The following is a 25,101-nucleotide window of genomic DNA, read 5'->3' on the forward strand; positions in this document are numbered from 1 at the left end:
GGACGCTGAACTTTTTCCGCCACAGGCGGTCTCATTGCCCGACGTCGGTTGGGCTGACAGGAGTGCGGCCCTTTATGGCCGAGGTTGAAATACCGCAGGAGCTGGATCTGGAGCTGGTCCGGCGCGTGCAGCGCGGCGAAAGCGCGGCGTTCGATGTCCTGGTGCGCAAGTACCAGCACCGCATCGTCGCGCTGATCGGGCGCTACATCGCCGACTGGAGTGAATGTCAGGACGTGGCCCAGGACACTTTCGTCCGCGCCTACCGCGCGATCGGGAATTTCCGTGGCGACGCCCAGTTCTATACCTGGTTGCATCGAATCGCAGTGAATACCGCCAAGAATTACCTTGCCGCGCACAACCGGCGCCCGCCGACCGACGACGTCGATATCGGCGACGCCGAGCAGTTCGACGCCGGCGCGCGCCTGCGCGACACCGACACGCCCGAACGCGAACTGATGCGGCAGGAACTGGAACAGACCGTGATGAAGGCGGTCGACGCGCTTCCCGAGGAGCTGCGTTCGGCCATCACGTTGCGAGAGGTGGAAGGCATGAGCTACGAGGAAATCGCACACAGGATGGGCTGCCCGATCGGCACCGTGCGTTCGCGGATATTCCGTGCCCGCGAGGCCATCGACGTGCAGTTGCGTCCGCTGCTGGATACCGCCAGCGCCACCCGTGAAAGGAGCCGCGCATGAATGCTTCCGGCCGCGTCGATGCGGCGGCGGGCAATACCGCCGACAAGTTCGAACTTCATTACCGGCAGCAGTTGTCGGCGCTGGTCGACGGCGAGCTGCCCACCGACGAGGCGCGTTTCCTGCTGCGCCGGCTCGAGCACGACGGCGAGTTGTCCGGCTGCCAGGAGCGCTGGCAGCTGCTGGGCGACGTCCTGCGCGGCCAGGCCTGCGCCCCGGCACCGGCCGGCTTCGACCTCAGGATCCACGCGGCGATCGCCGCCGAGGCGGGACGGGTATCCCCGGCATCCGAACGGCAGGCGCGTCGCGGTGGCTGGCGGCGCTGGGGCGGGGGCGCCGCGCTGGCGGCCTCGGTCGCGGCCGTGGCCCTGTTCATGGCGCGCGGGCAGCTGCCCGGGCCGGCCGTGCCGGAGACCGTGATCGCCACCGCCGCCCAGGTTCCGGCGGCCACGGTGGTGGCCGATGCCGACCCGGCCGCGGGTGCCGGTACCGAGGCCGGCACCGAGGCCGGGCTGGCCGCCGCGGCGCCGGCCGTGGCCGCCGTGGCGCTGCGGCGTGCGGATGCATCGGTGCGGCGTGGCAGCGCCACCCGTACCCAGCAGGCGGCGCGCAGCGTGGCCGCGCGCCAGGCCGAGCCGGCGCGCGCAGTGGCTGCGCAGGCACCGCTGCCGGCGCTCCGTCGCGATCCGTTCGCCGACCCTGGCGGCGTGCTGCAGGCGCGTCCATGGCCGCGCTCGAGCCTGTCGCCGGCGCTGTCGGGCACCGCCTTGAATGCCAGCGCGCCGACGGAAGGCGGGGCGACCTTCTACCCGTTCGAGCCGCGGCTGCCATCCCAGGGTGGGCAGCCGGCGCCGGACGCGCAGCCGGCGCGGCCCTGAGCCGGTGCTTCTTCCCGCACCGGCGGCCATGCGCGGCCGGTGCGGTTTCCCGGGATTTCCCCGTCTGGCGCTCGATGCCGGGCGGAGCGTGTTTCTTCACTTTCCAATCGGAGGCTCGAGTCTGATGACCCACCGTATCCATACGCGGCTGTTCGGCCTGCTGGCAATGACCCTGCCGCTGGTCGCCTGTGCCCAGAGCAATGCTCCCACCGCCCCCGCCGAGCAGGCGGTCGCCGCGCGCCCGGCGGCGCCGGCCCCGCAGCTGGTCAGCGGCCTGCCCGATTTCACCCAGCTGGTGGACCGGGTCGGGCCCGGCGTGGTGAACGTGGAAACCGTGATCGGCCCGCGGCGCGGTCCGCGCATGGCGGGCGGCGCGCGGCCGGACATGGACCAGTTGCCGGACTTCTTCCGGCGCTTCTTCGGCCCGGACTTCCAGATGCCCCGCGAGGCGCCGGAAGACGGCCCGCGCGGCCGCGGCATGGGCTCGGGCTTCATCATTTCCGCCGACGGCTACGTGCTGACCAATCACCACGTGATCGACGGCGCCGAGACGGTCAAGGTCAAGCTCAGCGACCGCCGCGAGTTCGACGCCAAGGTCGTCGGCAGCGACGAGCAGTACGACGTGGCGCTGCTGAAGATCGACGCCAAGGGCCTGCCGACCGTGCGCGTGGGCGATTCCAATACGCTCAAGCCCGGCCAGTGGGTGGTGGCGATCGGCTCGCCGTTCGGCCTGGACCATTCGGTCACCGCCGGCATCGTCAGCGCCACCGGCCGCAGCAACCCCTACGCCGAGCAGCGCTACGTGCCGTTCATCCAGACCGACGTGGCGATCAACCAGGGCAATTCCGGCGGCCCGCTGCTCAATACCCGCGGCGAGGTGGTCGGCATCAATTCGCAGATCTTCTCGGCGTCCGGTGGCTACATGGGCATCAGCTTCGCCATCCCGATCGACCTGGCGATGAGCGCGGTGGAGCAGATCAAGAAGACCGGCAAGGTCAGCCGTGGCCAGCTGGGCGTGGTGGTCGAGCCGCTCGACTCGCTCAAGGCCCAGGGGCTCGGCATGCCGGACAGCCGTGGCGCGCTGGTCAACCAGATGGTCGAGGACAGCCCGGCCCGCAAGGCGGGCCTGGAAGTCGGCGACGTCATCCGCTCGGTCAACGGCACCGAGATCGCCGCCTCCAGCGACCTGCCGCCGCTGATCGGCGCGATGCCGCCGGGCAGCAAGGTCCGGCTGGGCATCCTGCGCGACGGCAAGCCGCGCGAGATCAGCGTGACCCTGACCGAACTGGCCGAGGACGCGGCACGCCCGGCCAATGCCCCGGCCGCGGCCGGCGGCGACAAGCCGCAGGCCGGCGCCAATGCCCTGCTGGGGCTGGAGGTGGCCGACCTGACGGCCGCCGAGCGCCGGCAACTGGGGCTGGACGCCGGCGAGGGCGTGCGCATCACCGCGGTGAACAGCCAGGCGGCGCGCGAGGCGCGGCTGTCGCCGGGCATGGTGGTGCTGCAGGTCGGCCGGACCCCGGTCGGCAGCGTGGCCGCGCTCAACCGCGAGCTGGCCGGCTACAGGAAGGGCGACGTGGTGATGCTGCTGGTGCGGGCGGGCGGCAACAGCGCCTTCGTCGCGGTCCGGGCCGGCGGCTGAACCCGGCCTTCATCAAGCTGTACGCAGGGGCCGCCTCCGGGCGGCTCCTGCCGTCCGGGCCGGCGGTCTGTGCGGGCTGGCCGCCTGGCGTGCGATAATGGCGCGTTATCCTGACGACGCGCCGCGCCGCCGCCACCTTATGTCTGCCGATTCGATGCGGAACATCCGCAATTTCTCCATCATCGCCCACGTCGACCATGGCAAGTCCACCCTGGCCGACCGCATCATCCAGATCTGTGGCGGCCTGACCGCGCGCGAGATGGAAGCGCAGGTCCTGGACAACAACCCGATCGAGCGCGAGCGTGGCATCACCATCAAGGCGCAGTCGGTGTCGTTGCCGTACACCGCGCGCAATGGCGAAACCTACTACCTGAACTTCATCGACACCCCTGGCCACGTCGACTTCTCCTATGAAGTCAGCCGTTCGCTGGCCGCCTGCGAGGGCGCGCTGCTGGTGGTGGACGCGGCGCAGGGCGTGGAAGCCCAGTCCGTGGCCAACTGCTACACCGCGGTCGAAATGGGCCTGGAAGTGGTGCCGGTGCTGAACAAGATCGACCTGCCGACCGCCGATACCGAGCGTGCCAAGGCCGAGATCGAGGCGGTGATCGGCATCGACGCCACCGACGCGGTGCCGGTGTCGGCCAAGACCGGCCTGAACGTGGAGGAGGTGCTGGAGGCCATTGTGCACCGCATCCCGCCGCCGGCCCCGCGCGATACCGACAAGCTGCAGGCGCTGATCATCGACTCCTGGTTCGACAATTACCTGGGCGTGGTCTCGCTGGTGCGGGTGATGCAGGGCGAGGTCAAGACCGGCGACAAGCTGCTGGTCATGTCCACCGGCCGCAACCACCAGGTCGACGCGGTGGGCGTGTTCACCCCCAAGCGCAAGGTCACCGGCAGGCTGTCGGCCGGCGAGGTGGGCTGGATCACCGCGTCGATCAAGGACGTGCACGGCGCGCCGGTCGGCGACACCCTGACCCTGGCCGCCGACCCGGCGCCGGCGCCGCTGCCCGGTTTCCAGGAAATGCAGCCGCGCGTGTTCGCCGGCCTGTTCCCGGTCGACGCCGAGGACTACCCGGACCTGCGCGAGGCGCTGGACAAGCTGCGCCTGAACGACGCCGCGCTGCGTTTCGAGCCGGAAAGCTCCGAGGCGATGGGCTTCGGCTTCCGCTGCGGCTTCCTCGGCATGCTGCACATGGAGATCGTGCAGGAGCGCCTGGAGCGCGAGTACGACCTGGACCTGATCAGCACCGCGCCGACCGTGGTCTACGAGGTGCTCAAGAGCGACGGCTCCATCGTGATGATGGACAACCCCGCCAAGCTGCCGCCGGTCAACCAGGTCGAGGAGATCCGCGAGCCGATCATCCGCGCCAACGTGCTCACGCCCGAGGAGTACATCGGCAACATCATCAAGCTGTGCGAGGAAAAGCGCGGCAGCCAGATCGGCATCAATTACCTGGGCAGCCAGGTGCAGATCAGCTACGAGCTGCCGATGGCCGAGGTGGTGCTGGACTTCTTCGACAAGCTCAAGTCGGTCAGCCGCGGCTACGCGTCGCTGGACTACCACTTCGTGCGTTTCGAGGCCGGTCCGTTCGTGCGCGTGGACGTGCTGATCAACGGCGACAAGGTCGACGCGCTGTCGCTGATCGTGCACCGCAGCCACGCCGACCGCCGCGGCCGCGAGCTGTGCGAGAAGATGAAGGACCTGATCCCGCGGCAGATGTTCGACGTCGCCATCCAGGCCGCCGTCGGCTCGCAGATCATTGCCCGTACCACGGTCAAGGCGATGCGCAAGAACGTGCTGGCCAAGTGCTATGGTGGCGACATTTCGCGCAAGAAGAAGCTTCTTGAGAAGCAGAAGGAAGGCAAGAAGCGCATGAAGCAGGTCGGCCGCGTGGAGATCCCGCAGGAAGCCTTCCTGGCCGTGCTGCAGATGGACAACAAGTGACCGGCGCCTGCCGCCGGGTCCCGTGCATAGCGAAGGATGACGAATGAAATGGTTTGAAATCGCCCTGGTGGTGCTGACCCTGGGTTCGGGCCTGGTCCTGCTGCTGGACAAGTTGTTCCTGGCCAAGCGCCGCGCGACCAAGGGCGGGCTGCTGGACAGCGAGGAACCGGCGCTCGTCGATTACTCGCGCGCGTTCTTCCCGGTGCTGGCGGTGGTGCTGGTGCTGCGCAGCTTCATCGCCGAGCCGTACAAGATCCCGTCCAGCTCGATGATGCCCAACCTGCTGATCGGCGATTTCATCCTGGTCAACAAGTTCGCCTATGGCATCCGCCTGCCGATCACCAACACCAAGGTGATCCCGACCGGCGAGCCGCGTCGTGGCGACGTGGTGGTATTCCAGTTCCCGGGCCATCCGGACATGCCCGGCGACCCGCAGCGCGGCGAGAACTTCATCAAGCGCGTCATCGGCCTGCCGGGCGACCGCATCGGCTTCCACGGCGACACCCTGTCGATCAATGGCCAGCCGCTGGCCTACGAGGTCAAGGGCGAGTACGTGGGCAAGGGCCGCGGCGCCGAAATGAACGGCGCCACCCTGCTCAGCGAGGCATTGCCGGGCCGCACGCATACCGTGCTGGAGTACCTGGGCCGCGCCAACCCGGCCGGCCAGGGCGACTGGCAGGTGCCGCAGGGCCAGTACCTGGTCATGGGCGACAACCGCGACAACAGCGACGACGGCCGTTTCTGGGGCTTCCTGCCGGAGCAGAACCTGCGCGGCAAGGCGTTCCTGATCTGGCTCAACTGCAGTGGCTGGTTCTGCAAGGACGGCTTCGAGCCGTCGCGGATCGGTTCCGGCATCCAGTAACCTAGGCGCAACCCGGGGGAGAACGCTATGAATCGCAAGCAAGGCGGCATGACGCTGACGTCGTTCCTGATGGTGCTGGCCGTGGTCGGTTTCGCCCTGTACGTCGGCATGAAGCTGTTCCCGATGTACCAGGAGTTCTACGCGGTCAAGACCTCGATGAAGGCCCTGGCCAGGGAACCGGGCACGTCCGATCCGGCCAAGGCGCAGGAACTGTTCTTCAAGCGCATGGACATGAACTACTCGGACAGCGTCAAGCGCGACAACATCAAGTTCGACCGCATCGATGGCGGGGTGCGCATGAACGTGAGCTATGAAGTGCGCCGCTCGCTGGTCGGCAACCTCGACATCGTCGGCCATTTCGAGAACTCCCAGGACCTGACCTCGCACGGTGAGTAGGACGGTGACGCGGGGTGACCGCATCGGCCACCCGTTCCGGGATCCGGGTCTGCTGCAGCAGGCCCTGACCCATCGCAGCGCGGGCGCGCCGCACAACGAGCGCCTGGAATTCCTGGGCGACAGCATCGTCAACCTGATCGTGGCCGAGGCCCTGTTCGCCCGCTGGCCCAAGGCCGACGAAGGCGCCTTGACCCGGGCGCGGGCGGCGCTGGTGTGCGAAGGCGCGCTGGCGGCCATGGCCCGTACCCTGGAACTGGGCCAGCGCCTGACCCTGGGGCCCGGTGAGATGAAGTCCGGCGGCCACCGCCGCGACTCGATCCTGGCCGATGCCTTCGAGGCGGTGGTGGCGGCGATCTACCTGGACGCCGGTTTCGAGGCCTGCCGCGCGCGGGTGCTGCCCTGGTTCGACGCGCCGATGGCCGCGGTGCCGGTCGGCAAACCCGAAAAAGACCCCAAGACCCGCCTGCAGGAATGGCTGCAGGCGCGGCAGAAACCGCTGCCGGTGTATGAACTGGTATCGGAAACCGGCGATGACCATGCCCGGCATTTCCGGGTACGCTGCCGCCTGACCGACCCGGACGTGACCACCGAGGGCGAAGGCAGCTCCCGGCGGCTGGCCGAACAACAGGCGGCTGCGGCCGCGATAGAGCAACTGGATTCCAAGTGAACGACACCTCCTCCCACCGCTGTGGCAGCGTCGCCGTCATCGGCCGCCCCAATGTCGGCAAATCGACCCTGACCAACGCCCTGGTGGGCGCCAAGGTCAGCATCGTCTCCAACCGGCCGCAGACCACGCGCCACCGCCTGCTGGGCATCGCCACCTTCCCCGAGGGGCAGCTGGTGCTGGTCGATACCCCCGGGCTGCACCGCCAGCAGAAGCGGGCGATGAACCGGGTGATGAACCGCGCCGCGCGCAGCTCCCTGGAAGGCGTGGACGCCGGCCTGCTGGTGATCGAGGCCGGGCGCTGGGACGAAGAGGACACGCTGGCCTTCAACGTGCTGCGCGACGCCGGCATCCCGGTGCTGCTGGTGGTCAACAAGGTCGACCGCCTGAAGGACAAGGGCGGGCTGCTGCCGTTCCTGCAGGAGATCACCGAAGGCCGCGATTTCGCCGGCGTACACCCGATCTCGGCGCAGAAGCGCAGCGGCCTGGAAGCGCTGGTGCGCGACGTGCTCAAGCTGCTGCCCGAGGCCCCGCCGATGTTCGGCGAGGACGAGATCACCGACCGCAGCCAGCGTTTCCTGGCCGGCGAACTGGTGCGCGAGCAGCTGATGCGCCAGCTGGGCGAGGAGCTGCCGTATGCGACCACGGTGGAGATCGAGCGCTTTGCCGAGGACGGCAACCTGCTGCGCATCGGTGCGGTGATCTGGGTCGAGCGCGAGGGCCAGAAGGCCATCGTGATCGGCAAGGGCGGCACGCGCCTGAAGGAAATCGGTGCCAAGGCCCGCCTGCAGATGGAGCGGCTGTTCGGCGCCAAGGTGTTCCTGGAAACCTGGGTGCGCGTGCGCGAAGGCTGGTCGGACGACGAAGCCGCGCTCAGGGCCTTCGGGTACGGCGAGTAACCGGCAGGCGGGCGTGCCGGGCGGACCGTCCGCCCGCGCCCGCAGCGAGCGCCAATGCGGATCGACGACGAACCCGCCTATGTGCTGCATGCGCGCCCCTGGCGCGAGACCAGCCTGCTGGTCGAGGCGCTGACGCTCGCGCACGGCCGCATCGGCCTGCTGGCGCGCGGCGTGCAGGGGCCGAAAAAGCAGCTCCTGCGCGCGGCCCTGCAGCCGCTGCAGTCGATCCGCCTGGATGCGGTGATGACCGGCGAACTGGCGCAGCTGCGCCGTGCCGAGAGCCAGGACGCGGCGCCGCGCCTGCATGGACAGGCGATGCTGGCCGCCTTCTACGTCAACGAACTGGTGCTGCGGCTGGCGCCGCGCCACGATCCCTTGCCCGAACTGCACCATGCCTATGGCCAGGTTCGCGACCAGTTGGCCGATGCGGCCGGGCTGGCGTGGACCCTGCGGCGCTTCGAGCGCGACCTGCTCGATGCGCTGGGCTTCGGTTTCGACTGGACCAGCAGCGCGGACGGGCAGCCCATCGACCCGGCGGCCCGTTACCGGCTGGACCCGCAGGAGGGGCCACTGCGCCTGCTCAGCGAGCGCAGCGCCGCCGAGCGCCGCGGCCTGGCCACCGGTGCGGCGCTGCTGGCGCTGGCGGCCGACCAGGCGCCGGCGGCGGCCGACCTGGCCAGCCTGCGGCCGCAGATGCGCGCGGTACTGCTGCACCATCTGGGTGGGCGCGGGCTCAAATCCTGGGAAATGCTGGGTGAACTCAAAGGCGGGAGCTAGTTCCCGCCGCGGCGGCCTGCGGGCTCAATGCAGCAGGGCGCTCACCGCCGCATCGAACTGGCGCCGCGCCATGTCCGACTCCGGGGCCTGGTGCAGCTGCCGTACCGCGCGGCCGAGGCGCGAGGCACCGACGAAGCCGCAGCTGGCCTGCAGCCGGTGCAGTTGCCTGCGCAGGGCGCCGTCGTCGTGCTGGCGCAGCGCCACCGAAACGGCGTCGCGGGCGACCGGCAGCTCGGACAGGAACAGTTCGCGCAGCGCCACGACATGGGCCTGCTGGCCATTGAGCGCGCTCAGCGCAGCGCTCTCGTCCCAGTCCGGCGCGGGGGCGTCCTCGCTGGCCGGGGCATGGCCGGCAGCGGCCTGGCCGAGGCAGTCGCGGACCGCGGCGAGCAGCTCGGCGCGGGGCATCGGCTTGACCAGCACCCGCTCGAAACCGGCCGCGTGCAGCGACTGCCGGACGCCCGCGCCATTGTCGGCCGTGTGCGCCAGCGCCGGGACCTGCGGGTACAGCGCGCGCAGGCGCTGCAGCAGTGCCTGGCCGCTGCCATCGGGGAGATGGACGTCCATCAGCCACAGGTCGTAGTGGGTGGCGCTGCCCATCTGCAAGGCCTGCGCGACCGAACCGGCGACATCGACCGTGGCCGGCAGCGCTTCCAGTGCGGCCCTGAAAAAGCCCTGGCTGGTCGCGTCGTCCTCGACCAGCAGCAGGCGCGGTGGATCCCCCTGGGCGTGCGTATTCATCTGCTGCCTCCATGTCAGCCGTGCCGGGCATGATTGGCGATGTGGCGCGGCCACGCAAGCGGCGGAAGTCAGGCCGATGTGCATCTGCGACAATGACGCCCCGCAACCCGCAGCTTTCCGCCACGTGGCCCGATCCAGATCCCGCATAGACAAGACCCCGTTCCAGACCGACATCCTCGACCTCAGCCATGACGGCCGCGGCGTCGCCCGCCGTGAAGGCGAGGGCGGCAAGGTGACCTTCGTGGCCGGTGCGCTGCCTGGCGAGACGGTGATGGCCGAGCAGACCGGCAAGAGCCGCCACTTCGACGAGGCGCGCACCGTGGAGGTGCTCACCGCCTCGCCGCACCGGGTGCAGCCGCGTTGCCCGCATTTCGGCGTCTGCGCCGGTTGCGTGCTGCAGCACCTGGACGAGGGCCGGCAGATCGTGGCCAAGCAGCAGGTGCTGATGGATAACCTGACCCGCATCGGCCATGTCAGCCCCGGCACGGTGCTGCCGCCGCTGGTGGGCGACAACTGGGGCTACCGGCGCAAGGGCCGTTTCTCGGTGCGCCGGGTCGAAAAGAAGGACAAGACGCTGGTCGGCTTCCGCGAGCAGGACCCGCGCTTCGTCGCCGACCTGTCGCAGTGCCTGACCGTGATCCCCGAGATCGGTACCCGGGTGGCGGCGCTGTCGGCCTTCATCGAGGGCCTGGACGGCAAGCGCGACATCCCGCAGATCGAATTCATCGGCGGCGATGCCGCCATCGCCCTGACCGTGCGCCACCTGCAGCCGCTGTCCGATGCGGACCGGCAGGCCTGGCAGGCGTTCGGCCAGCAGCATGGCTTTGCCATCTACCTGCAGCCGGGCGGACTGGAGTCGGTGCATCCGTTGTGGCCGGCCGAAGGCGTGCCGCTGTCGTTCGCGCTGCCGCAGTGGGGCGTGGAGCTGGCATTCCGCCCGCTCGACTTCATCCAGGTCAATGCCAAGCTCAACCAGCAGATGATCGCGCATGCGCTGGCACTGCTGGATGCGCAGCCGGACGAGCGCGTGCTCGACCTGTTCTGCGGTCTGGGCAACTTCACCCTGCCGCTGGCGCGTACCGTGCGCGAGGTGGTGGGCGTGGAGGGCGAGGCCGGGCTGGTGGCGCGGGCGAAGGAAAACGCGCAGCGCAACGGGCTGGACAACGCGCAGTTCTTCGCTGCCGACCTCACCCAGGACCAGCGCGGTGCGCCGTGGATGCGGCAGGGCTTCGACAAGCTGCTGCTCGACCCGCCGCGCTCGGGCGCGATCGACGTGCTGCAGCAGCTGCCGCTCAAACAGTTCAAGCGCATCGTCTACGTCAGCTGCCACCCCGGCTCGCTGGCGCGCGACGCCGGCTACCTGGTCAATGAGCAGGGCTTCACCCTGGTGTCGGCCGGTGCGATGGACATGTTCCCGCACACCGCGCATGTGGAAAGCATCGCGGTGTTCGAGAAAAAATGAAATCCGCGCACAGGGATGTGCGCTGCTTTTGCGAGGGATTCGCATAAATGAAATCCGCGCACAGGGATGTGCGCAGCTCCTGCGAGGGACTCGCATAAGTGAAATCCGCGCACAGGGAAGTGCGCTGTTCCTGCGAGGGATCCGCGCCAGTCGAATACGCGCATATGGACGTGCGTTGATTCCGTGAGGGATCCACACCTACGAGGTTCCGGATGGGCATCGAGATCGAGCGCAAGTTCCTGGTCACCGACGACGGCTGGCGCGCTGCCGCGCACGCCGTCATCCCGATGGCGCAGGGCTACATCAATGACATGGCGGCGATGGACAGCGGCGCGCAGAAGGCCTCGGTGCGGGTGCGCATCCAGGGCGACGCGGCGTACCTGAACATCAAGTCGCGCGAACTTGGCCATACCCGCCAGGAGTTCGACTACCCGATTCCGGTGGACGAGGCGCGCGCGCTGCTGGCGCTGTGCGTCGGCGGCCTGATCGACAAGCGCCGCCACCTGGTCAGGCATGGCGGGCTGCTGTGGGAGGTGGACGAGTTCCTCGGCGACAACGCCGGGCTGGTGGTGGCCGAAGTGGAGCTGCAGCATGCCGGACAGCCCTTCGACAAACCCGGCTGGGCCGGCACCGAAGTGACCGACCAGTCCCGTTACTACAACCTCGCGCTGGCCTCGCATCCCTATACCCGATGGGATGCGGACGAGCGGGCCTGAACCCCCATCGAAACGAAGGAATCCCCATGCGCATCGACATCTGGTCCGACGTGGTCTGCCCCTGGTGCTGGATCGGCAAGCACCGTTTCCAGCGCGCGCTGGAACTGATGGGCGACAAGGCCCCGCAGGTGGAGGTGCGCTGGCACCCGTTCCTGCTCGATCCGGACGCCGACACCACCCCGGTGCCGCTGCGCGAGGCCTACGCGGCCAAGTTCGGCGGCGCCGAGCGCACCGCGCAGATGCTGGCGCAGACCCAGTCCACCGCCCGCGCCGAAGGCCTGCCGATGGACTTCGACCGCGGCCAGGTCCGGGTGACCACGCTGCCGGCGCACCGCCTGCTGTGGCTGGCCGGGCGCGAGGGGGTACAGGAAGCGGTCGGCGAAGCGCTGTTCCGCGCCCATTTCGAGCAGGGCCGCAACCTGGCCGACCCTGAGGTGCTGGCCGCGGCCGCCGCCGCTGGCGGCATTGCGGCCGCGCGCGTCGAGGCCCTGCTGGCCTCGGACGAGGGGCTGGCCGAGGTCCGTGCCGGGCTGGGACAGGCGCAGGCGCTGGGCATCCAGTCGGTGCCGACCTTCGTCATCAACGGCCGCTACGCGGTGCAGGGCGCGCAGCCGCCGGAGGTGTTCGCGCAGGTGCTGGAGAAGGTCGCCGCCGAGCTGGCGCCGGCGCCGGTCGCCGGGAACGATGAACCGGCCTGCGGCGCGGACGGCTGCAGCGTCTGACGTGGCGGGCGCCATCTGCGACAATGCCGGGCTTGGCCGTATGGGAATCCGCACATGCTTCTGATCGGCGTCGCCGGCACCACACTGACCGCACAGGAACGCGACTGGCTGCAGCATGACGCCGTGGCCGGCGTGGTGCTGTTCAAGCGCAATTTCGCTTCGCGCGACCAGGTGGTCGAGCTGACCGCTGCGATCCGTGCCGCCACCGCGCGTCCGCTGCTGGTGGCGGTGGACCAGGAAGGCGGCCGCGTGCAGCGCTTCCACGCCGGCTTCACCGAACTGCCGCCGCTGGACGGCTTCGGCCGGCTGCACGCCACCGACCCGGACGCCGCGCTGGCGCTGGCCGAGCAGCATGCCTGGCTGATGGCCAGCGAAATCCGCGCCACCGGGCTGGACCTGAGCTTCGCCCCGGTGGTGGACCTGGGGCGCGGCAACCTGGCCATCGGCAGCCGCGCCTTCGCCGAGGACCCGCAGGTCGTGGCGGCGCTGGCGCAGGCCTATGTGCGCGGCATGCACGCGGCCGGCATGGCCGCCACGCTCAAGCACTTCCCGGGCCACGGCACGGTGCGCGAGGACACCCACCACGACACCGCCATCGACCCGCGCCCGCTGCACGAGCTGGAAGCGCAGGATCTGCTACCGTTCCGCGCCGGCATCCAGGCCGGGGCCGATGCGGTGATGATGGCCCACGTCGTCTACCCGCAGGTGGCGCCGGAACCGGCCGGCTATTCGCCGCGCTGGATCAACCAGATCCTGCGCGGGCAGATGGGCTTCCGCGGCGTGGTGTTTTCCGACGACATCGGCATGGCGGCGTCGTCCGCCGCCGGTGGCGTCAAGGCCCGGGTCGATGCCCACCTGGATGCCGGCTGCGACGTGGTGCTGGTCTGCCACCCGGAGCTGGTCGAAGAATCGCTGCAGGCCGTGGCCGGCCGCAGCCTCAACACCGCCGCGCTGCTGGGCCTGATCGCCCACGGTGCCATGGGCTGGGGCGGCCTGCTGGCCGACGCCCGCCACGGCGATACCCGAACCCGTCTGCTCGAAACTCTTGGAAGAACCGCCTGATGTCCAAACTCACTCTCGAACAAGCCGTGGCCCAGGCCGACCTGCTGGTCGATCGCCCCGCCATCGACAAGGCCATCGCCGGCATCGCCGACGCCATCGCGCGCGACTACAAGGGCGAGGTCCCGGTGTTCCTGTCGATCATGAACGGCGCGCTGCCGTTTGCCGGCCAGCTGGCGCTGGAACTGGGCGCGCGCGGCCAGGACGCGCAGTTCGACTACATGCAGGCCTCGCGCTACCACGGCGAGAGTGGCGGCGAGCTGGTCTGGAAGCACCGCCCGGTGTCCTCGCTGTTCGGCCGCCGCGTGCTGCTGGTGGACGACATCCTCGACGAGGGCTTCACCCTGCAGGGCGTGCGCGACTGGTGCCTTGAGCAGGGTGCCACCGACGTCCGCATCGCGGTACTGACGGTCAAGAAGCACGACCGCTGCCTGGACGGCGTCAAGGCCGACTACGCGGGCATCGAACTGCCGGACCGCTTCGTGTTCGGCTTCGGCATGGACGTGAGCGAATCGCTGCGTTCGCTGCCGGCGATCTATGCGATGAAGCAGTAACAGGGCCAGGCGTCGGCCGGCACGCGCGATCGCCTCGCGCTGCCGCCCACGGTCCGCGCCGCGAACCGTGGGCCGCGTCTCCGGCCTGCCACGTACCCCTGGCCCAAGGGGACGGGCCCCGGACATCTTCCGGGGCGCACGACGCTGGCGGGTGCCGGCCATCGGCCGCTACGATGACCCGGCCGCGCCCCGCGTCGCTTTCGACTGCGAACAGAACACCAGGAAACAATGATGGACGATATCGCACTGGCCGTGATCGGCGGCACCGGTGTCTACAAGCTTGCCGCGCTGGACGACGTCCAGACCCATGAGGTCCAGACCCGCTACGGGGCGCCGTCCGGCCCGGTGCGCATCGGCCGGCTGGATGGCCGCCGGGTGGCGTTCCTGGCGCGCCATGGCGAAGGGCATTCGATCCCGCCGCACAAGGTCAATTACCGCGCCAACCTGGCCGCGCTGAAGCAGCTGGGTGCCACCCGCGTGCTCGCGCTGAACACCGTCGGCGGCATCGGCGACGACTTCGGCCCGCGCGTCCTGGCCTGCCCGGACCAGCTGATCGACTACACCTGGGGGCGGATCTCGACGCTGTGCGAGGAGGAGGGCAGCGAGGTGCTGCACGTGGATTTCGGCCACCCGTACACGCCATCGCTGCGCGCCCAGGTGCTGGCCGCGGCGCGCGCGCGCGGCGTCGCGGTGCATGACGGCGGCTGCTATGGCGCCACCCAGGGGCCGCGCCTGGAGACGATCGCCGAAATCGCGCGGATGCGCCGCGACGGCTGCGATCTGGTTGGCATGACCGGCATGCCCGAGGCCGGGCTGGCGCGCGAGCTGGGGCTGGATTACGCCTGCCTGGCCATCGTCGCCAACTGGGCGGCGGGCTGCGGCGACGCGGCCGAGATCACCATGGACGAAGTGCTGGCCAATGTCGCCGCGGCGTCGGCGGGGCTGCCGGCCCTGGTGGGGGAACTGGCCCGGGGGTGATTGTCATCCCGGCCCAAGCTTTGCATACTCAGCGAGTGCGCTTCATTCAGCGTGCATCAATCCATTCATCGAACAAGGTCTCGCATCACCATGCCGAACGGTACCGTCAAGTGGTTCAACGACGCCAAGGGATTTGGCTTCATCTCACCGGAGGACGGCAGCGCCGATGTCTTCGCGCACTTCTCCGCGATCAATTCCAAGGGTTTCCGCAGCCTGCAGGAAGGACAGCGCGTCAGCTATGACGTGACCCAGGGCCCGAAGGGCGCCCAGGCTTCCAATATCACGCCGGTCGAGTGATCCACTCGGCTGTGCCGGAAAAACCCCGCCGAGGCGGGGTTTTTTTTTAGGCCGCCGGACCCGGGAAACGCAATGAACAGGTCATTGGATATCGCCATCGTCGGTTATGGCACGGCTGGCCAGTCGCTGGCCGTGCTGCTGTCGCGCGACGGCCACCGCGTGCAGGTATTCGAGCGCGCGCCGCGGCCCGGGCCGGTAGGCGCGGGCTTCCTGCTGCAGCCCAGCGGCTTGCAGGTGCTGTGGCGGATGGGCCTGCTGCCGCAGGTGCTGGCCCATGGCGCGGTGGTGCGCCGCCTGTACGGCGAGACGCCCTGCGGCCGCGCGGTGATGGACATGCGCTACGCCGGGCTGGATGCGCGCCTGCACGGGGTCGGCATGCAGCGCGGGGCGCTGTTCTCGCTGCTGGACGCGGCCTGGGAGCGCGGCGACGCGCTGCACGTGGACCGCTGCATCGGCGCCATCGACGACGGCCTGCGCCGGGTGCGCGACCAGCATGGGCAGTGGCACGGCCCATTCGACCTGGTGGTCGCCACCGACGGCGCCGCGTCGGCGCTGCGCGCGCAGGTGCGCGGCACCCGGCTGGACCGCCCGTACCCGTGGGGGGCGCTGTGGTGCCTGCTGCCCGCGGGCGACTGGCCGTTCGCCGACGAACTGCGCCAGCGCTACGTGGCGGCGCGGCGGATGATCGGCCTGCTGCCGGTGGGCACGCGCCCCGGCGATGCGGTGCCGCGGCTGAGCTTTTTCTGGAGCCTGCCGTGCGATGGGTTCGGTGCCTGGGAGCGGGCCGGGCTCGAACCCTGGCTCGACGAGATCGGTCAGCTGTGGCCGGAGGCGCGGCAGCGCCTGCAGGACATCGCCCAGCCGCCGCACCTGGCGCGGGCCAGCTACCGCGATGCGGTGATGGACCGCTGGTACCGCGGCCGCCTGGTACTGGCCGGCGACGCCGCGCATTCGATGAGCCCACAACTCGGGCAGGGCGTGAACATGGCCCTGCTCGATGCCCTGGCCCTGCGCGATGCGTTGCGTGGCCAGGCCGATGTCGATGCGGCGTTGGCGCGCTACCAGGCCGCGCGCCAGGCGCACGTGCGCCTGTACCAGCTCTGGAGCCGCTGGCTGACCCCGCTGTTCCAGTCCGACCGCGACTGGATCGCGCATGCGCGCGACCTCCTGTTCAGGCCGCTGGGGCGCATGCCGGGCGGGCGCGGGCACATGCTGCGCGTGCTCAGCGGCACCCAGCAGGGCGTGTTCGGCACGCTGCCGCTGGCGCCGGAGTTCGTGCGCGCGCTTGCCGGCGGCGACTGAGCCGGGGCCGCCGCACGCAGCCCCGTCGCCGCCGGCGCGGGCGGCGTGCGGCAGAATGGCGGCATCCTCGCGTGCGCAGGGGCTGGCCATGAACACCGATGCAGCGCCGTTCGAAACCCACGTGGTATTCAACCAGCCGCCGCCGTTCCCCGAGGGCAACCTGTGGCGTGACGACCGCGTGCTGCGCGAAGCGGTCGCGCGCGAAGGCGGCGAGGCGTTCGCCACGCTGCTGGATGGCTATGGCGCGCTGGCCGGCGGCGAGCTGTACCGGCTCGGTTTCGATGCCAACCGGTACAGGCCCTCGCTGCGCACCCACGATGCGCAGGGCCAGCGCGTCGATACCGTGGATTTCCATCCCGCCTGGCATCGCCTGATGGAACTGGCCAAGGCGCAGGGCGTGGCCGGGCTGCCGTGGCGGCAGCCACAGCCCGGTGCGCACGTCGCGCGTGCCGCGTTGAGTTTCCTGCACCACCAGGCGGAAGCCGGCAGCAGTTGCCCGCTGACCATGACCCACGCCGCGGTGCCGGTGCTGCGCCGCGAGCCGGCGCTGGCCGAATGGGCGGCCAAGGCTGCCGCGCCGCACTACGACCCGCGCGACGTACCCATCGCCGGGAAGGCCGGCATCACCGTGGGCATGGGCATGACCGAGAAGCAGGGCGGCTCGGACGTGCGCAGCAACCGCACCTGCGCGACCCCGCTGGTGGGCGAGGGCGAGTACGCCCTGGTCGGGCACAAGTGGTTCCTTTCCGCGCCCATGTCCGACGGCTGGCTGGTACTGGCGCAGGCGCCCGGCGGACTGAGCTGCTTCCTGATGCCGCGGCGGCTGCCCGACGGCGCGCGCAACGCCTTCCGGCTGATGCGGCTGAAGGACAAGCTCGGCGACTGGGCCAACGCCTCCAGCGAGGTCGAGTTCTGCGGCGCGTGGGCAAGGCGCATCGGCGCCGAAGGGCGTGGCGTGGCGACCATCATCGAGATGGTGATGCTGACGCGGCTGGACTGCATGCTCGGCGCGGCGGCGGAAATGCGCATGGCGCTGGCCCAGGCACTGCACCATGCACGGCACCGCCGCGCCTTCGGCCGGCGCCTGGTCGAGCAGCCGCTGATGGCCAACGTGCTGGCCGACCTGGCGTTGGAGTCGGAGGCATCCACCGCGTTGGCGATGCGTGTCGCGCGTGCGGTGGATGCGGCCGCACGCGACCCGGCGGAAGCGGCGTTCGCACGCGTGGCCACGGCCCTGGGCAAGTTCTGGATATGCCGGCGGGCACCGGGCTTCGTCAACGAAGCGCAGGAGTGCCTGGGCGGCGCCGGCTACATCGAGGAGTCGCTGCTGCCGCGGCTTTACCGGCAGGCGCCGCTCAATTCGATCTGGGAAGGCAGCGGCAACGTGCAGTGCCTGGATGTGCTGCGCGCGCTGGCGCGCGAACCGCAGTCGCGGCAGGTACTGCTGCACGAACTGGAGCAGGCGCGGGGACATGATGCCGGCTACGACGCCGCGCTCGATGCGTTGCCGCCGATAGGCGAGGGCGCGGTGCTGGCCGAAGCCGCAGCGCGGCGCATTGCCGCCTCGCTGGCGATCCTGCTGCAGGCGGCCACGCTGCTGCGCGCCGGCAGCCCGGCGGCGGGCGCGTTCGTCGCCGCGCGGCTGGCGGCGCCCATGCCCCCGGCCTACGGCATGCTGGATGCGTCCGTGGCGTTCAGCGACATCCTGGAACGGGCGGCGCCCTCGAGCTGAGCGCCGTCGCCACGGTCATCGGCGACGGCGCGGCTGCGCGGGATCCGCACAGGGCTGTATTGCCGCCGTGGAAGGAATGGCGCAACCGCCCGTCCGGGAGGGCTGCGCCGCTGGATCAGTGCTTGGCGTCATCCGCCTTCTGGCGGGCCTTCTCGGCGGCGTCGTGGGCGTGGTCGGCCACCTTCTGCGCGGCATCCGCAGTCGCGGCGCTGGCATTGGCGGCGGCCTCCTTGGCCGCTACGGAGGCATCATCCGCCGCGGCAGTGGTCGCATCGGCCGCGCGGTCCAGTGCCTGCTCGGACCTGGCGGCCGCCTCGCGGGTGGCGTCGGCGGCACGGTCGGCGGCATTGCGGGCGGCGTCGGCGGCCGATTCGCCGGCGTTGCGCGCGGCTTCGGCGGCGTGGTCGGCCGCGGCCTCGGCATCGCGCTTGGCCTGTTCGGCATTGGGGTCGTTGCAGGCGGACAGGGCCAGCATCAGGCTGCCGGCCAGCAGCGGGACAAACAGCTTCATCGCGTTCTCCTGGGTTGGGGGACGACGCGCGCAGCGTAGGGGGAGGCGGATTCAGATTGCGTCAACGCCACCGTGGCGATGCCGGTGGCAGCGGCCACCCGGTGCCGTGCCGGGTCGGGCGCCCGGCAGGCCGGCGGTCGGCCCGCCTGCGCCACGTGCCGGCAGTGGAACAGGGTTCGATGAGACAAAAAAAAGCCGCTGGCGAACCAGCGGCTTTTCCGACTTGCGTCGAAGCAGAAGTTATTACTTCTTGGCTTCTTCAGCAGCGTCCTTGGCCTTGTCGGCCACGCCTTCGGCAGCCTTGGCGGTGTCGGCAGCGGCGCCGGCAGCAGCTTCGGTGGTGGCGCCGGCAGCGGCGGCAGCGGCGTCACCAGCGGCGTCAGCAGCGGTGGCGGCGGTGTCGGCAGCAGCCTGGGCGGCGTCGGCGGTTTCGGCGCCGGCGGCAGCAGCCTGGTCAGCGGCGGCCTGGGCGTCGGTGGCGGCTTCGTTGGCCGAAGCAGCGGCGTCCTGGGCAGCTTCCTGCTTCGAGCAGGCGGCCAGGGCCAGGCCCAGGGCCATCGCGATCAGCAGCTTGTTGATGCTCATTGTGTGAATCCTCGTCGTTAGATTAGGCAACGCGCCATTGCGCGCCTTAAACATGATGACAAGCCCATTTGGACTGTCAAGCGACCGCGCATTCATTTTTGTAAAAAAGGCATTAAGCCCAATCAAATCAATTCGATGGCGATGGCCGTTGCTTCGCCACCGCCGATGCAGAGAGAGGCGATGCCACGCTTGAGGCCACGGCTGCGCAACGCGTTGACCAGCGTGACCACCAGGCGCGCGCCCGAGGCGCCGATCGGATGGCCCAGCGCGCAGGCGCCGCCGTTGACGTTGAGCTTGTCATGCGCGATGCCCAGCTCGCGGATCGGCGCCATCGCCACCACCGCGAAGGCTTCGTTGATCTCGAACAGATCCACGTCGCCGACCTGCCAGCCGGCCTTGTCCAGCACCTGCCTGACCGCGCCGATCGGCGCGGTGGTGAACCACGCCGGCTCCTGCGCGAACGTGGCGTGAGCGACGATCCGGGCCAATGGCTGCACGCCGCGGCGCGCGGCTTCGCCGGCGTCCATAAGCACCACGGCGGCGGCGCCGTCGGAGATGCTGGAGGAGCTGGCGGCGGTGACGCTGCCGTCTTTCTTGAAGGCCGGCCTCAGGGTCGGGATCTTGGCGATGTCGGACTTGCCCGGCTGCTCGTCCTGGTCGACTTCGACCTCGCCCTTGCGGGTGGCGACCTTGACCGGAACGATCTCATCCTTGAACGCACCCGCGGCCTGCGCGGCCTGCGCGCGCCTGACCGACTCGATGGCGTAGGCGTCCTGCTCTTCGCGGGTGAAGCCGAACCTGGCGACGGTGCCTTCGGCGAACACGCCCATGGCCTGGCCGTCGTAGGGGTTGGTCAGGCCGTCCCAGGCCATGTGGTCCACCGCCTGGAAGTTGCCGTAGCGGTTGCCGGTGCGCGAGTTGGGGATCATGTGCGGCGCGTTGGACATGGACTCCATGCCGCCGGCGACGACGATGCTGGCCGAACCGGCCTTGATCAGGTCGTGGCCCAGCATGATCGCTTTCATGCCCGAGCCGCACACCTTGTTGAGCGTGGTGCAGCCGGTGCTGGCGGGCAGGCCGGCGGCGAGCGACGCCTGGCGCGCCGGTGCCTGGCCCAGGTTGGCCGGCAGTACGCAGCCCATGATCACTTCGGACACATCGGCGGCGGCGACGCCGGACTGTTCCATGGCCGCACGGATCGCCGTGGCGCCGAGGGTCGGGGTGGGGACGCCGTTGAACTGGCCGAGGAAGGAGCCGATGGCGGTGCGCTTTGCGGCGGCGATGACGATGTCGGACATGTGCGGTCTCGGTTGTATCCTGCAACGATTATCGAAAGCCGCCGGCGGGGTGCCCATTGGACCAACGGCACATCCCGGCAGACAGCGGTTTGTCGTTGCAGTATAGAAGGTGAGCCACCGCATGGCCGGCAGGTGGCACTACCCGAAGGGATTCCGGTGTCCGGCCAGTCATGGGGGAGAGGGGATGCGCAGCACGTTCAGGGGCCATAACGCACTGGCCGCTTCGATGGCATTGGCGCTGGCCGCATGCGGTGGCGGTGGTGGCAGCAAATCGACTCCGCCGCCCAATCCGCCACCGACCTCGCCGCCGCCGACCACGACCACGCCGCAGCCGGCAATGGACGCGCATCTGGCGCTGACCAACGCCAGGGCCGCGCAGGCGGCCGGCTTCACCGGTGCCGGCATCCGCATCGGCGTGGTCGATTCGGGCGTGATGCGCAACCATCCCACGCTGGCCGGGCGGGTGGTGGCCAATTTCAGCTACGTGGATCCGCGCCGCAACAACCTGGCGGTGGACGACGTGGTCGGCCATGGCACCACGGTGGCGCAGCTGGCCGCCGGAGCCGCCGCCGGGCAATGGCCCGGTGGCATCGCGCCGGGCGCGCAGATCGTCTCGGCGCGCATCATCAACGACGAGCGGCCCAAGGACGACGGTTCCGGGCAGGGCAACGAGGTCACCGGTGGCCTGGGCATGGGCGGCGTGCATGACGACCTGATCCGGGCCGGCGTGCGCATCATGAACAACTCCTGGGGCGGGCTGTATTGGACGCGGCCGACGGTGACGGCGCAGATCGCCACCGAGTACCGCCCGTTCATCGTCGGCAACGACGGGCTGGTGGTGTTCGCCACCGGCAACGAATCGCGCGCCAATCCCAGCGACATGGCCGCGCTGCCGAGCCAGCCGGGGGAGAACGGTTCGCGCCCGGCGGCCGATCTGGAGCGCGGCTGGCTGGCGGTGGCGGCGCTGGATACCGCCAATCCGAGCCGCCTGGCCGATTACTCCAACGCCTGCGGCGTGGCCAGGAACTACTGCCTGGTGGCGCCGGGCACGTCCGCCTTCGTCGGCCCCAATGCCACGGCGTCGAACCTGTCCTACTACTACGGCAGTGGCACCTCCTACGCCGCGCCGCTGGTATCGGGCGCGGCGGCACTGGTGTGGCAGGCGTTCCCGTATTTCGACAACAACCTGGTGCGGCAGACCCTGCTGGGCACCGCCACCGACCTGGGCGATCCCGGCCCGGATGCGGTGTTCGGCTACGGCCTGCTCAACGTCGGCAAGGCGGTGAAAGGCCCGGCCCGGTTCGACTGGGGCGATGTGACGGTGGACGTCAACCAGTTGGGGCTGGGGTCGGTCTGGAGCAACGACATCAGCGGCACCGGCGGGCTGATAAAGCGCGGCCCCGGTGCGCTGACATTGACCGGTACCAACACCTACTCCGGTCAGACGCGGATCGAGCTGGGCATGCTTGCCCTGCGCGATGGCGCATCGATTCGTTCCGATGTCACCATCGGCGGTCCCGCGAGCCCCTATACCCCCAGTCTGTACTTCATGGAGGGCAACAACCGGGTGGTTGGCAACGTCGACAGCGCTGGCAACCTGTACGTGATGAATGGCAACAGCAGTGCCACGATCCAGGGCAACTACGTACAGCAGAGCACCGCGCGGATGATCATCGCGCTGGGCATCGACGCGCTGCACGTGACCGGCTCGGCGACGCTGCAGGGGGGCAGGGTGCTCGTCAACGGGATAGTGCCTGGCTACGTGCCGCAGGACGGCACGCGGCAGGATCTCATCCGCGCCGATGGCGGCCTCAGCGGACAGTTCGACATGGCCCCGGCCGCCACCCAGAATGCCGGTTTGGCGCTGCTGCAGGCCGACTATGGCTATGACAGCCACAACGCCTGGCTGGACCTGCAGCAGGTCAGTGTGACCGCAGCCGCGCGGGTGGCGGGCGCGGATGCCACGGCGATGGCGGCGGCGCAGCGGGTGGAGCAGGCGTTCGAACTACTCGATGGCGACGTGAACCTGCGGTCAGGTGCGTTTGCGGCCGGTGCCGGCGCCCTGCAGCGTGGCGGCGGCGGCTTCGACGGACTGGGCGCGAGCCTGCGCAGCCTCACCGGCGAAGCACATGCGCTGGCGCTGGCGATGACCTTCGACAGCATCGACATGAACCGGCGGGCATTGTCCGCGCAGTTCGGCGAGGGCGGCAGCCGCGCCGACGGGGCCTGGTCGCGTTCGCTGGGCGGTGGCGGGCAGGGCGGCTACGCCGGTGGCGACTACCGCCTGGGTGGCTGGATGCTGGGCCGCGAGACCGGCATGGGCGATGCCCGGGTGGGCTTCGCGTTCGGGCAGATGCAGGCGCAACTGGCCGGCGGCGAGGCCAGCGACCGCGGCCGCGACCGCCAGACCCAGGCCCGGTTCTATGCCGGGCGCCAGTGGGGACAGGCGTATGCGCTCGGGCAGCTCGGCTTTGGTGGCTACCAGCGCGAACTGGACCGTGGCCTGCTGCTGGGGGGTGAACGTGCCGGGGTGATGGCGCGTTACGACGGCCGCTTCCTGTCCGGCAGTGCCGAGGCCGGTTACCGCTTCGACCTGGGGCCAGGCGCGTTCACCCCGTACCTGGGCGCCGACTACGCCCGCATCGACAGCGACGCGTTCCAGGAGCAGGGCGGCTACGGGTTCGGGCTGAGCGCCGGCGGCTGGCATTCCAGCCAGGTGCGGGCCATGGCGGGCATGCGCGGCAGCTACCGCTGGCGCGGGCTGGAGCTGAACGGCTATGCCGAGTGGCAGCAGGCGCTGTCCGCCGGCGCCGGGCCGCTGCAGGCACGCTTCACCGGTATCGATGCCTGGGCGCCGCTGTATGGCCTGCAGCCCGCGCGCGCCGCCGGGTTGTTCGGCGTGTCGCTCGATGCCTGGGTCGCGCGCGATGCGCAGCTGTCGCTGGGCTACGACCAGCGCCTGGGCGGACGCGGCGACAACCGGCAGCTGTCGCTGCGGTTCATGCGCGGGTTCTGAGCCGCCGGCAGCGGGCATGCAAAAGGCGGGCGACCGGGTCGCCCGCCTTTTTTCTGCCGGCCGGGTGCCGTGTCTACTCGCCGCGCAGGCGGCTCATGCGTGGTGCGGCGCGGCCCAGCGGCATCTTCAGCTTGCCGATGGCCTCGATGCGGGTCTCGGCGATGCGGTCGGCCGCGCGCTGTGGCGAGACGCCATCGCGCTCGGACTGGTCGAAGATGCGCCCGAGGTTGTGGTAGATGCTGCGGATCAGGCGCATGGCACGCTCGCGGTTGTAGCCGTCGATCTCCAGCGACACGTTCATCACGCCGCCGGCGTTGACCGCGTAATCCGGCGCCCACAGCACCCCACGCCGGTGCAGTTCGTCGCCCACCGCATGGCTGGCGAGCTGGTTGTTGGCGGTACCGCAGATGACCTTGGCCTTGAGCCGGTCCAGCTCCTCCATGCCGATGGCGCCTTCCATCGCGCAGGGCGCGAACACATCCGCGGCGACGTCGTAGATGGCATCGGGCTTGATCGCCTCGCAGCCGTACTCGGTGACCGCGCGCTGCACCAGCACCGGGTCCAGGTCGGTCACGTAGAGCTTGGCGCCGCGCTCGCGCAGCAGCTTCACCAGTTCCATGCCGATGTGGCCCAGGCCCTGCACGGCGATGCTGACCTTGCCCACTTCCTCGTGGCCGAACTTGCGGTTGATCGAGGCCATCAGCGCCTGCAGCGCGCCGTAGGCGGTAAACGGGGCCGGGTCGCCGGAGCCGCCATGGACCTGGTGCACGCCGGTGACATAGCCGGTCTCCAGGTAGATCTGCTCCATGTCGTTGACGTCGCTGCCGACGTCTTCGGCGGTGATGTAGCGCCCGCCCAGCGCCTCGACCTGGCGGCCGAATGCGCGGAACAGCACCTCGCTCTTGTCGGTGCGCGGGTCGCCGATGATGACCGCCTTGCCGCCGCCGACGTTCAGCCCGGCCAGCGCGTTCTTGTAGGTCATGGTGCGGCTCAGCCGCAGTACGTCGCGCAGGGCGTCGTCGCTGTTGGCGTAGGGGCGCATGCGCACACCGCCCAGGGCAGGGCCCAGGGTGGTGTTGTGGATGGCGATGATCGCTTTCAGGCCGGCATCGCGGTTGTGGCAGAACACGACCTGTTCGTGGCCGGAAGTGGCGAGGGTTTCGAAAAGCATGGAAGCTCCGATGGGCGTTACTGCGACAACGTCCGTGATCCTGCAGACAACTGGTGGGCCAGAAAACAAAAATGCGACTTCGTCGTTGCGGTGACGGGTCGCGGGGCGCCATTCTAAAGCATTCGGCGGCCAGCGCATGTTCAGGCTGCCGGGGGGCCGAGGGGCGGGTGCCTCCGGGGGCAGGGGCGGCGTGACGGTC

24 protein-coding genes are annotated in these 25,101 nt (G+C 70.0%); 19 read left to right on the plus strand and 5 right to left on the minus strand.

Annotated elements, in window-relative coordinates; all coding sequences use genetic code 11:
- The first annotated feature begins 74 nt into the window (after positions 1-74).
- From rpoE to recO, 9 genes are all read left to right on the plus strand, one after another.
- Entirely contained in the window at positions 75-695 is a 621-nt protein-coding gene (rpoE, locus tag F0P95_RS09445; protein ID WP_182333916.1) for an RNA polymerase sigma factor RpoE, read from the plus strand.
- Positions 692-1,570: a sigma-E factor negative regulatory protein gene (locus tag F0P95_RS09450; RefSeq protein WP_182333917.1), complete on the plus strand. Its 879-nt coding sequence runs from the start codon at positions 692-694 to the stop codon at positions 1,568-1,570. The genes rpoE and F0P95_RS09450 overlap by 4 nt, the downstream gene beginning before the upstream one ends.
- Positions 1,571-1,694: 124 nt before the next feature.
- A complete protein-coding gene (locus F0P95_RS09455) occupies positions 1,695-3,212 on the plus strand; it encodes a DegQ family serine endoprotease (RefSeq protein ID WP_182333919.1) in 1,518 nt (505 codons plus the stop codon).
- 154 nt (positions 3,213-3,366) lie between these two features.
- The gene (gene lepA, locus F0P95_RS09460; RefSeq protein ID WP_182333921.1) at positions 3,367-5,160 is read left to right on the plus strand and encodes a translation elongation factor 4; all 1,794 of its coding nucleotides are present in this window, start codon (positions 3,367-3,369) and stop codon (positions 5,158-5,160) included.
- 43 nt (positions 5,161-5,203) lie between these two features.
- On the plus strand, positions 5,204-6,022 hold the full coding sequence (lepB, locus tag F0P95_RS09465) for a signal peptidase I (RefSeq protein ID WP_054664350.1): 819 nt from the start codon (positions 5,204-5,206) through the stop codon (positions 6,020-6,022).
- A gap of 27 nt (positions 6,023-6,049) precedes the next feature.
- On the plus strand, positions 6,050-6,418 hold the full coding sequence (locus F0P95_RS09470; RefSeq protein WP_182333923.1) for a DUF4845 domain-containing protein: 369 nt from the start codon (positions 6,050-6,052) through the stop codon (positions 6,416-6,418).
- Positions 6,411-7,085, plus strand: a complete 675-nt coding sequence (rnc, locus tag F0P95_RS09475; protein ID WP_054664356.1) for a ribonuclease III — start codon at positions 6,411-6,413, stop codon at positions 7,083-7,085. Before F0P95_RS09470 ends, rnc begins: the two co-directional genes overlap by 8 nt.
- The gene (gene era, locus F0P95_RS09480) at positions 7,082-7,981 is read left to right on the plus strand and encodes a GTPase Era (protein ID WP_182333924.1); all 900 of its coding nucleotides are present in this window, start codon (positions 7,082-7,084) and stop codon (positions 7,979-7,981) included. Before rnc ends, era begins: the two co-directional genes overlap by 4 nt.
- A 54-nt stretch (positions 7,982-8,035) precedes the next feature.
- Positions 8,036-8,758, plus strand: a complete 723-nt coding sequence (recO, locus tag F0P95_RS09485) for a DNA repair protein RecO (protein ID WP_182333926.1) — start codon at positions 8,036-8,038, stop codon at positions 8,756-8,758.
- A 24-nt stretch (positions 8,759-8,782) separates the two neighbouring features.
- On the opposite strand, the gene F0P95_RS09490 is transcribed toward recO, so the two are convergent.
- Positions 8,783-9,499 (minus strand): Hpt domain-containing response regulator, encoded by a 717-nt coding sequence (locus F0P95_RS09490; RefSeq protein WP_182333928.1) that lies wholly within the window; start codon positions 9,497-9,499, stop codon positions 8,783-8,785.
- Positions 9,500-9,623: 124 nt separating this feature from the next.
- On the opposite strand from F0P95_RS09490, the gene rlmD reads away from it, so the two are divergent.
- The 9 genes from rlmD to F0P95_RS09535 all read left to right on the plus strand — a co-directional run bounded on the left by rlmD (position 9,624) and on the right by F0P95_RS09535 (position 18,321).
- Positions 9,624-10,961 carry a 23S rRNA (uracil(1939)-C(5))-methyltransferase RlmD gene (rlmD, locus tag F0P95_RS09495; RefSeq protein ID WP_182333930.1) on the plus strand — a complete coding sequence of 446 codons (1,338 nt, stop codon included), beginning with the start codon at positions 9,624-9,626 and terminating at the stop codon, positions 10,959-10,961.
- A gap of 212 nt (positions 10,962-11,173) precedes the next feature.
- Entirely contained in the window at positions 11,174-11,677 is a 504-nt protein-coding gene (locus tag F0P95_RS09500) for a CYTH domain-containing protein (RefSeq protein WP_182333932.1), read from the plus strand.
- 26 nt (positions 11,678-11,703) lie between these two features.
- The gene (locus tag F0P95_RS09505) at positions 11,704-12,399 is read left to right on the plus strand and encodes a DsbA family oxidoreductase (protein WP_182333934.1); all 696 of its coding nucleotides are present in this window, start codon (positions 11,704-11,706) and stop codon (positions 12,397-12,399) included.
- A 54-nt stretch (positions 12,400-12,453) separates the two neighbouring features.
- Positions 12,454-13,461, plus strand: coding sequence for a beta-N-acetylhexosaminidase (nagZ, locus tag F0P95_RS09510; RefSeq protein WP_182333936.1), 1,008 nt, complete (start codon positions 12,454-12,456; stop codon positions 13,459-13,461).
- Positions 13,461-14,012 carry a hypoxanthine-guanine phosphoribosyltransferase gene (locus tag F0P95_RS09515; protein ID WP_054664375.1) on the plus strand — a complete coding sequence of 184 codons (552 nt, stop codon included), beginning with the start codon at positions 13,461-13,463 and terminating at the stop codon, positions 14,010-14,012. Before nagZ ends, F0P95_RS09515 begins: the two co-directional genes overlap by 1 nt.
- A 231-nt stretch (positions 14,013-14,243) precedes the next feature.
- On the plus strand, positions 14,244-14,990 hold the full coding sequence (locus tag F0P95_RS09520; RefSeq protein ID WP_182333938.1) for an S-methyl-5'-thioinosine phosphorylase: 747 nt from the start codon (positions 14,244-14,246) through the stop codon (positions 14,988-14,990).
- Positions 14,991-15,080: 90 nt separating this feature from the next.
- Positions 15,081-15,287 (plus strand): transcription antiterminator/RNA stability regulator CspE, encoded by a 207-nt coding sequence (gene cspE / locus F0P95_RS09525; RefSeq protein ID WP_003488188.1) that lies wholly within the window; start codon positions 15,081-15,083, stop codon positions 15,285-15,287.
- A gap of 72 nt (positions 15,288-15,359) precedes the next feature.
- On the plus strand, positions 15,360-16,589 hold the full coding sequence (locus tag F0P95_RS09530) for an FAD-dependent oxidoreductase (protein WP_182333940.1): 1,230 nt from the start codon (positions 15,360-15,362) through the stop codon (positions 16,587-16,589).
- Between the two features lie 88 nt (positions 16,590-16,677).
- A complete protein-coding gene (locus F0P95_RS09535) occupies positions 16,678-18,321 on the plus strand; it encodes an acyl-CoA dehydrogenase family protein (RefSeq protein ID WP_182333942.1) in 1,644 nt (547 codons plus the stop codon).
- A gap of 115 nt (positions 18,322-18,436) precedes the next feature.
- On the opposite strand, the gene F0P95_RS09540 is transcribed toward F0P95_RS09535, so the two are convergent.
- The 3 genes from F0P95_RS09540 to F0P95_RS09550 all read right to left on the minus strand — a co-directional run bounded on the left by F0P95_RS09540 (position 18,437) and on the right by F0P95_RS09550 (position 20,715).
- Positions 18,437-18,832: a hypothetical protein gene (locus tag F0P95_RS09540; protein ID WP_182333943.1), complete on the minus strand. Its 396-nt coding sequence runs from the start codon at positions 18,830-18,832 to the stop codon at positions 18,437-18,439.
- Between the two features lie 243 nt (positions 18,833-19,075).
- Positions 19,076-19,417, minus strand: coding sequence for a hypothetical protein (locus tag F0P95_RS09545; RefSeq protein WP_182333945.1), 342 nt, complete (start codon positions 19,415-19,417; stop codon positions 19,076-19,078).
- Positions 19,418-19,539: 122 nt separating this feature from the next.
- Complete coding sequence (locus tag F0P95_RS09550) at positions 19,540-20,715, minus strand: thiolase family protein (RefSeq protein WP_182333947.1); 1,176 nt, start codon at positions 20,713-20,715, stop codon at positions 19,540-19,542.
- Positions 20,716-20,899: 184 nt separating this feature from the next.
- Between F0P95_RS09550 and F0P95_RS09555 the strand changes: the two genes are divergently transcribed.
- Positions 20,900-23,731 (plus strand): autotransporter serine protease, encoded by a 2,832-nt coding sequence (locus F0P95_RS09555; RefSeq protein ID WP_182333949.1) that lies wholly within the window; start codon positions 20,900-20,902, stop codon positions 23,729-23,731.
- 73 nt (positions 23,732-23,804) lie between these two features.
- Here the strand turns inward: F0P95_RS09555 and F0P95_RS09560 are convergent, their stop codons facing one another.
- A complete protein-coding gene (locus tag F0P95_RS09560; RefSeq protein ID WP_054664416.1) occupies positions 23,805-24,902 on the minus strand; it encodes a Glu/Leu/Phe/Val dehydrogenase dimerization domain-containing protein in 1,098 nt (365 codons plus the stop codon).
- Between the last annotated feature and the right edge of the window lie 199 nt (positions 24,903-25,101).

It is taken from the genome of Stenotrophomonas acidaminiphila (assembly GCF_014109845.1).
Lineage (GTDB): Bacteria > Pseudomonadota > Gammaproteobacteria > Xanthomonadales > Xanthomonadaceae > Stenotrophomonas > Stenotrophomonas acidaminiphila.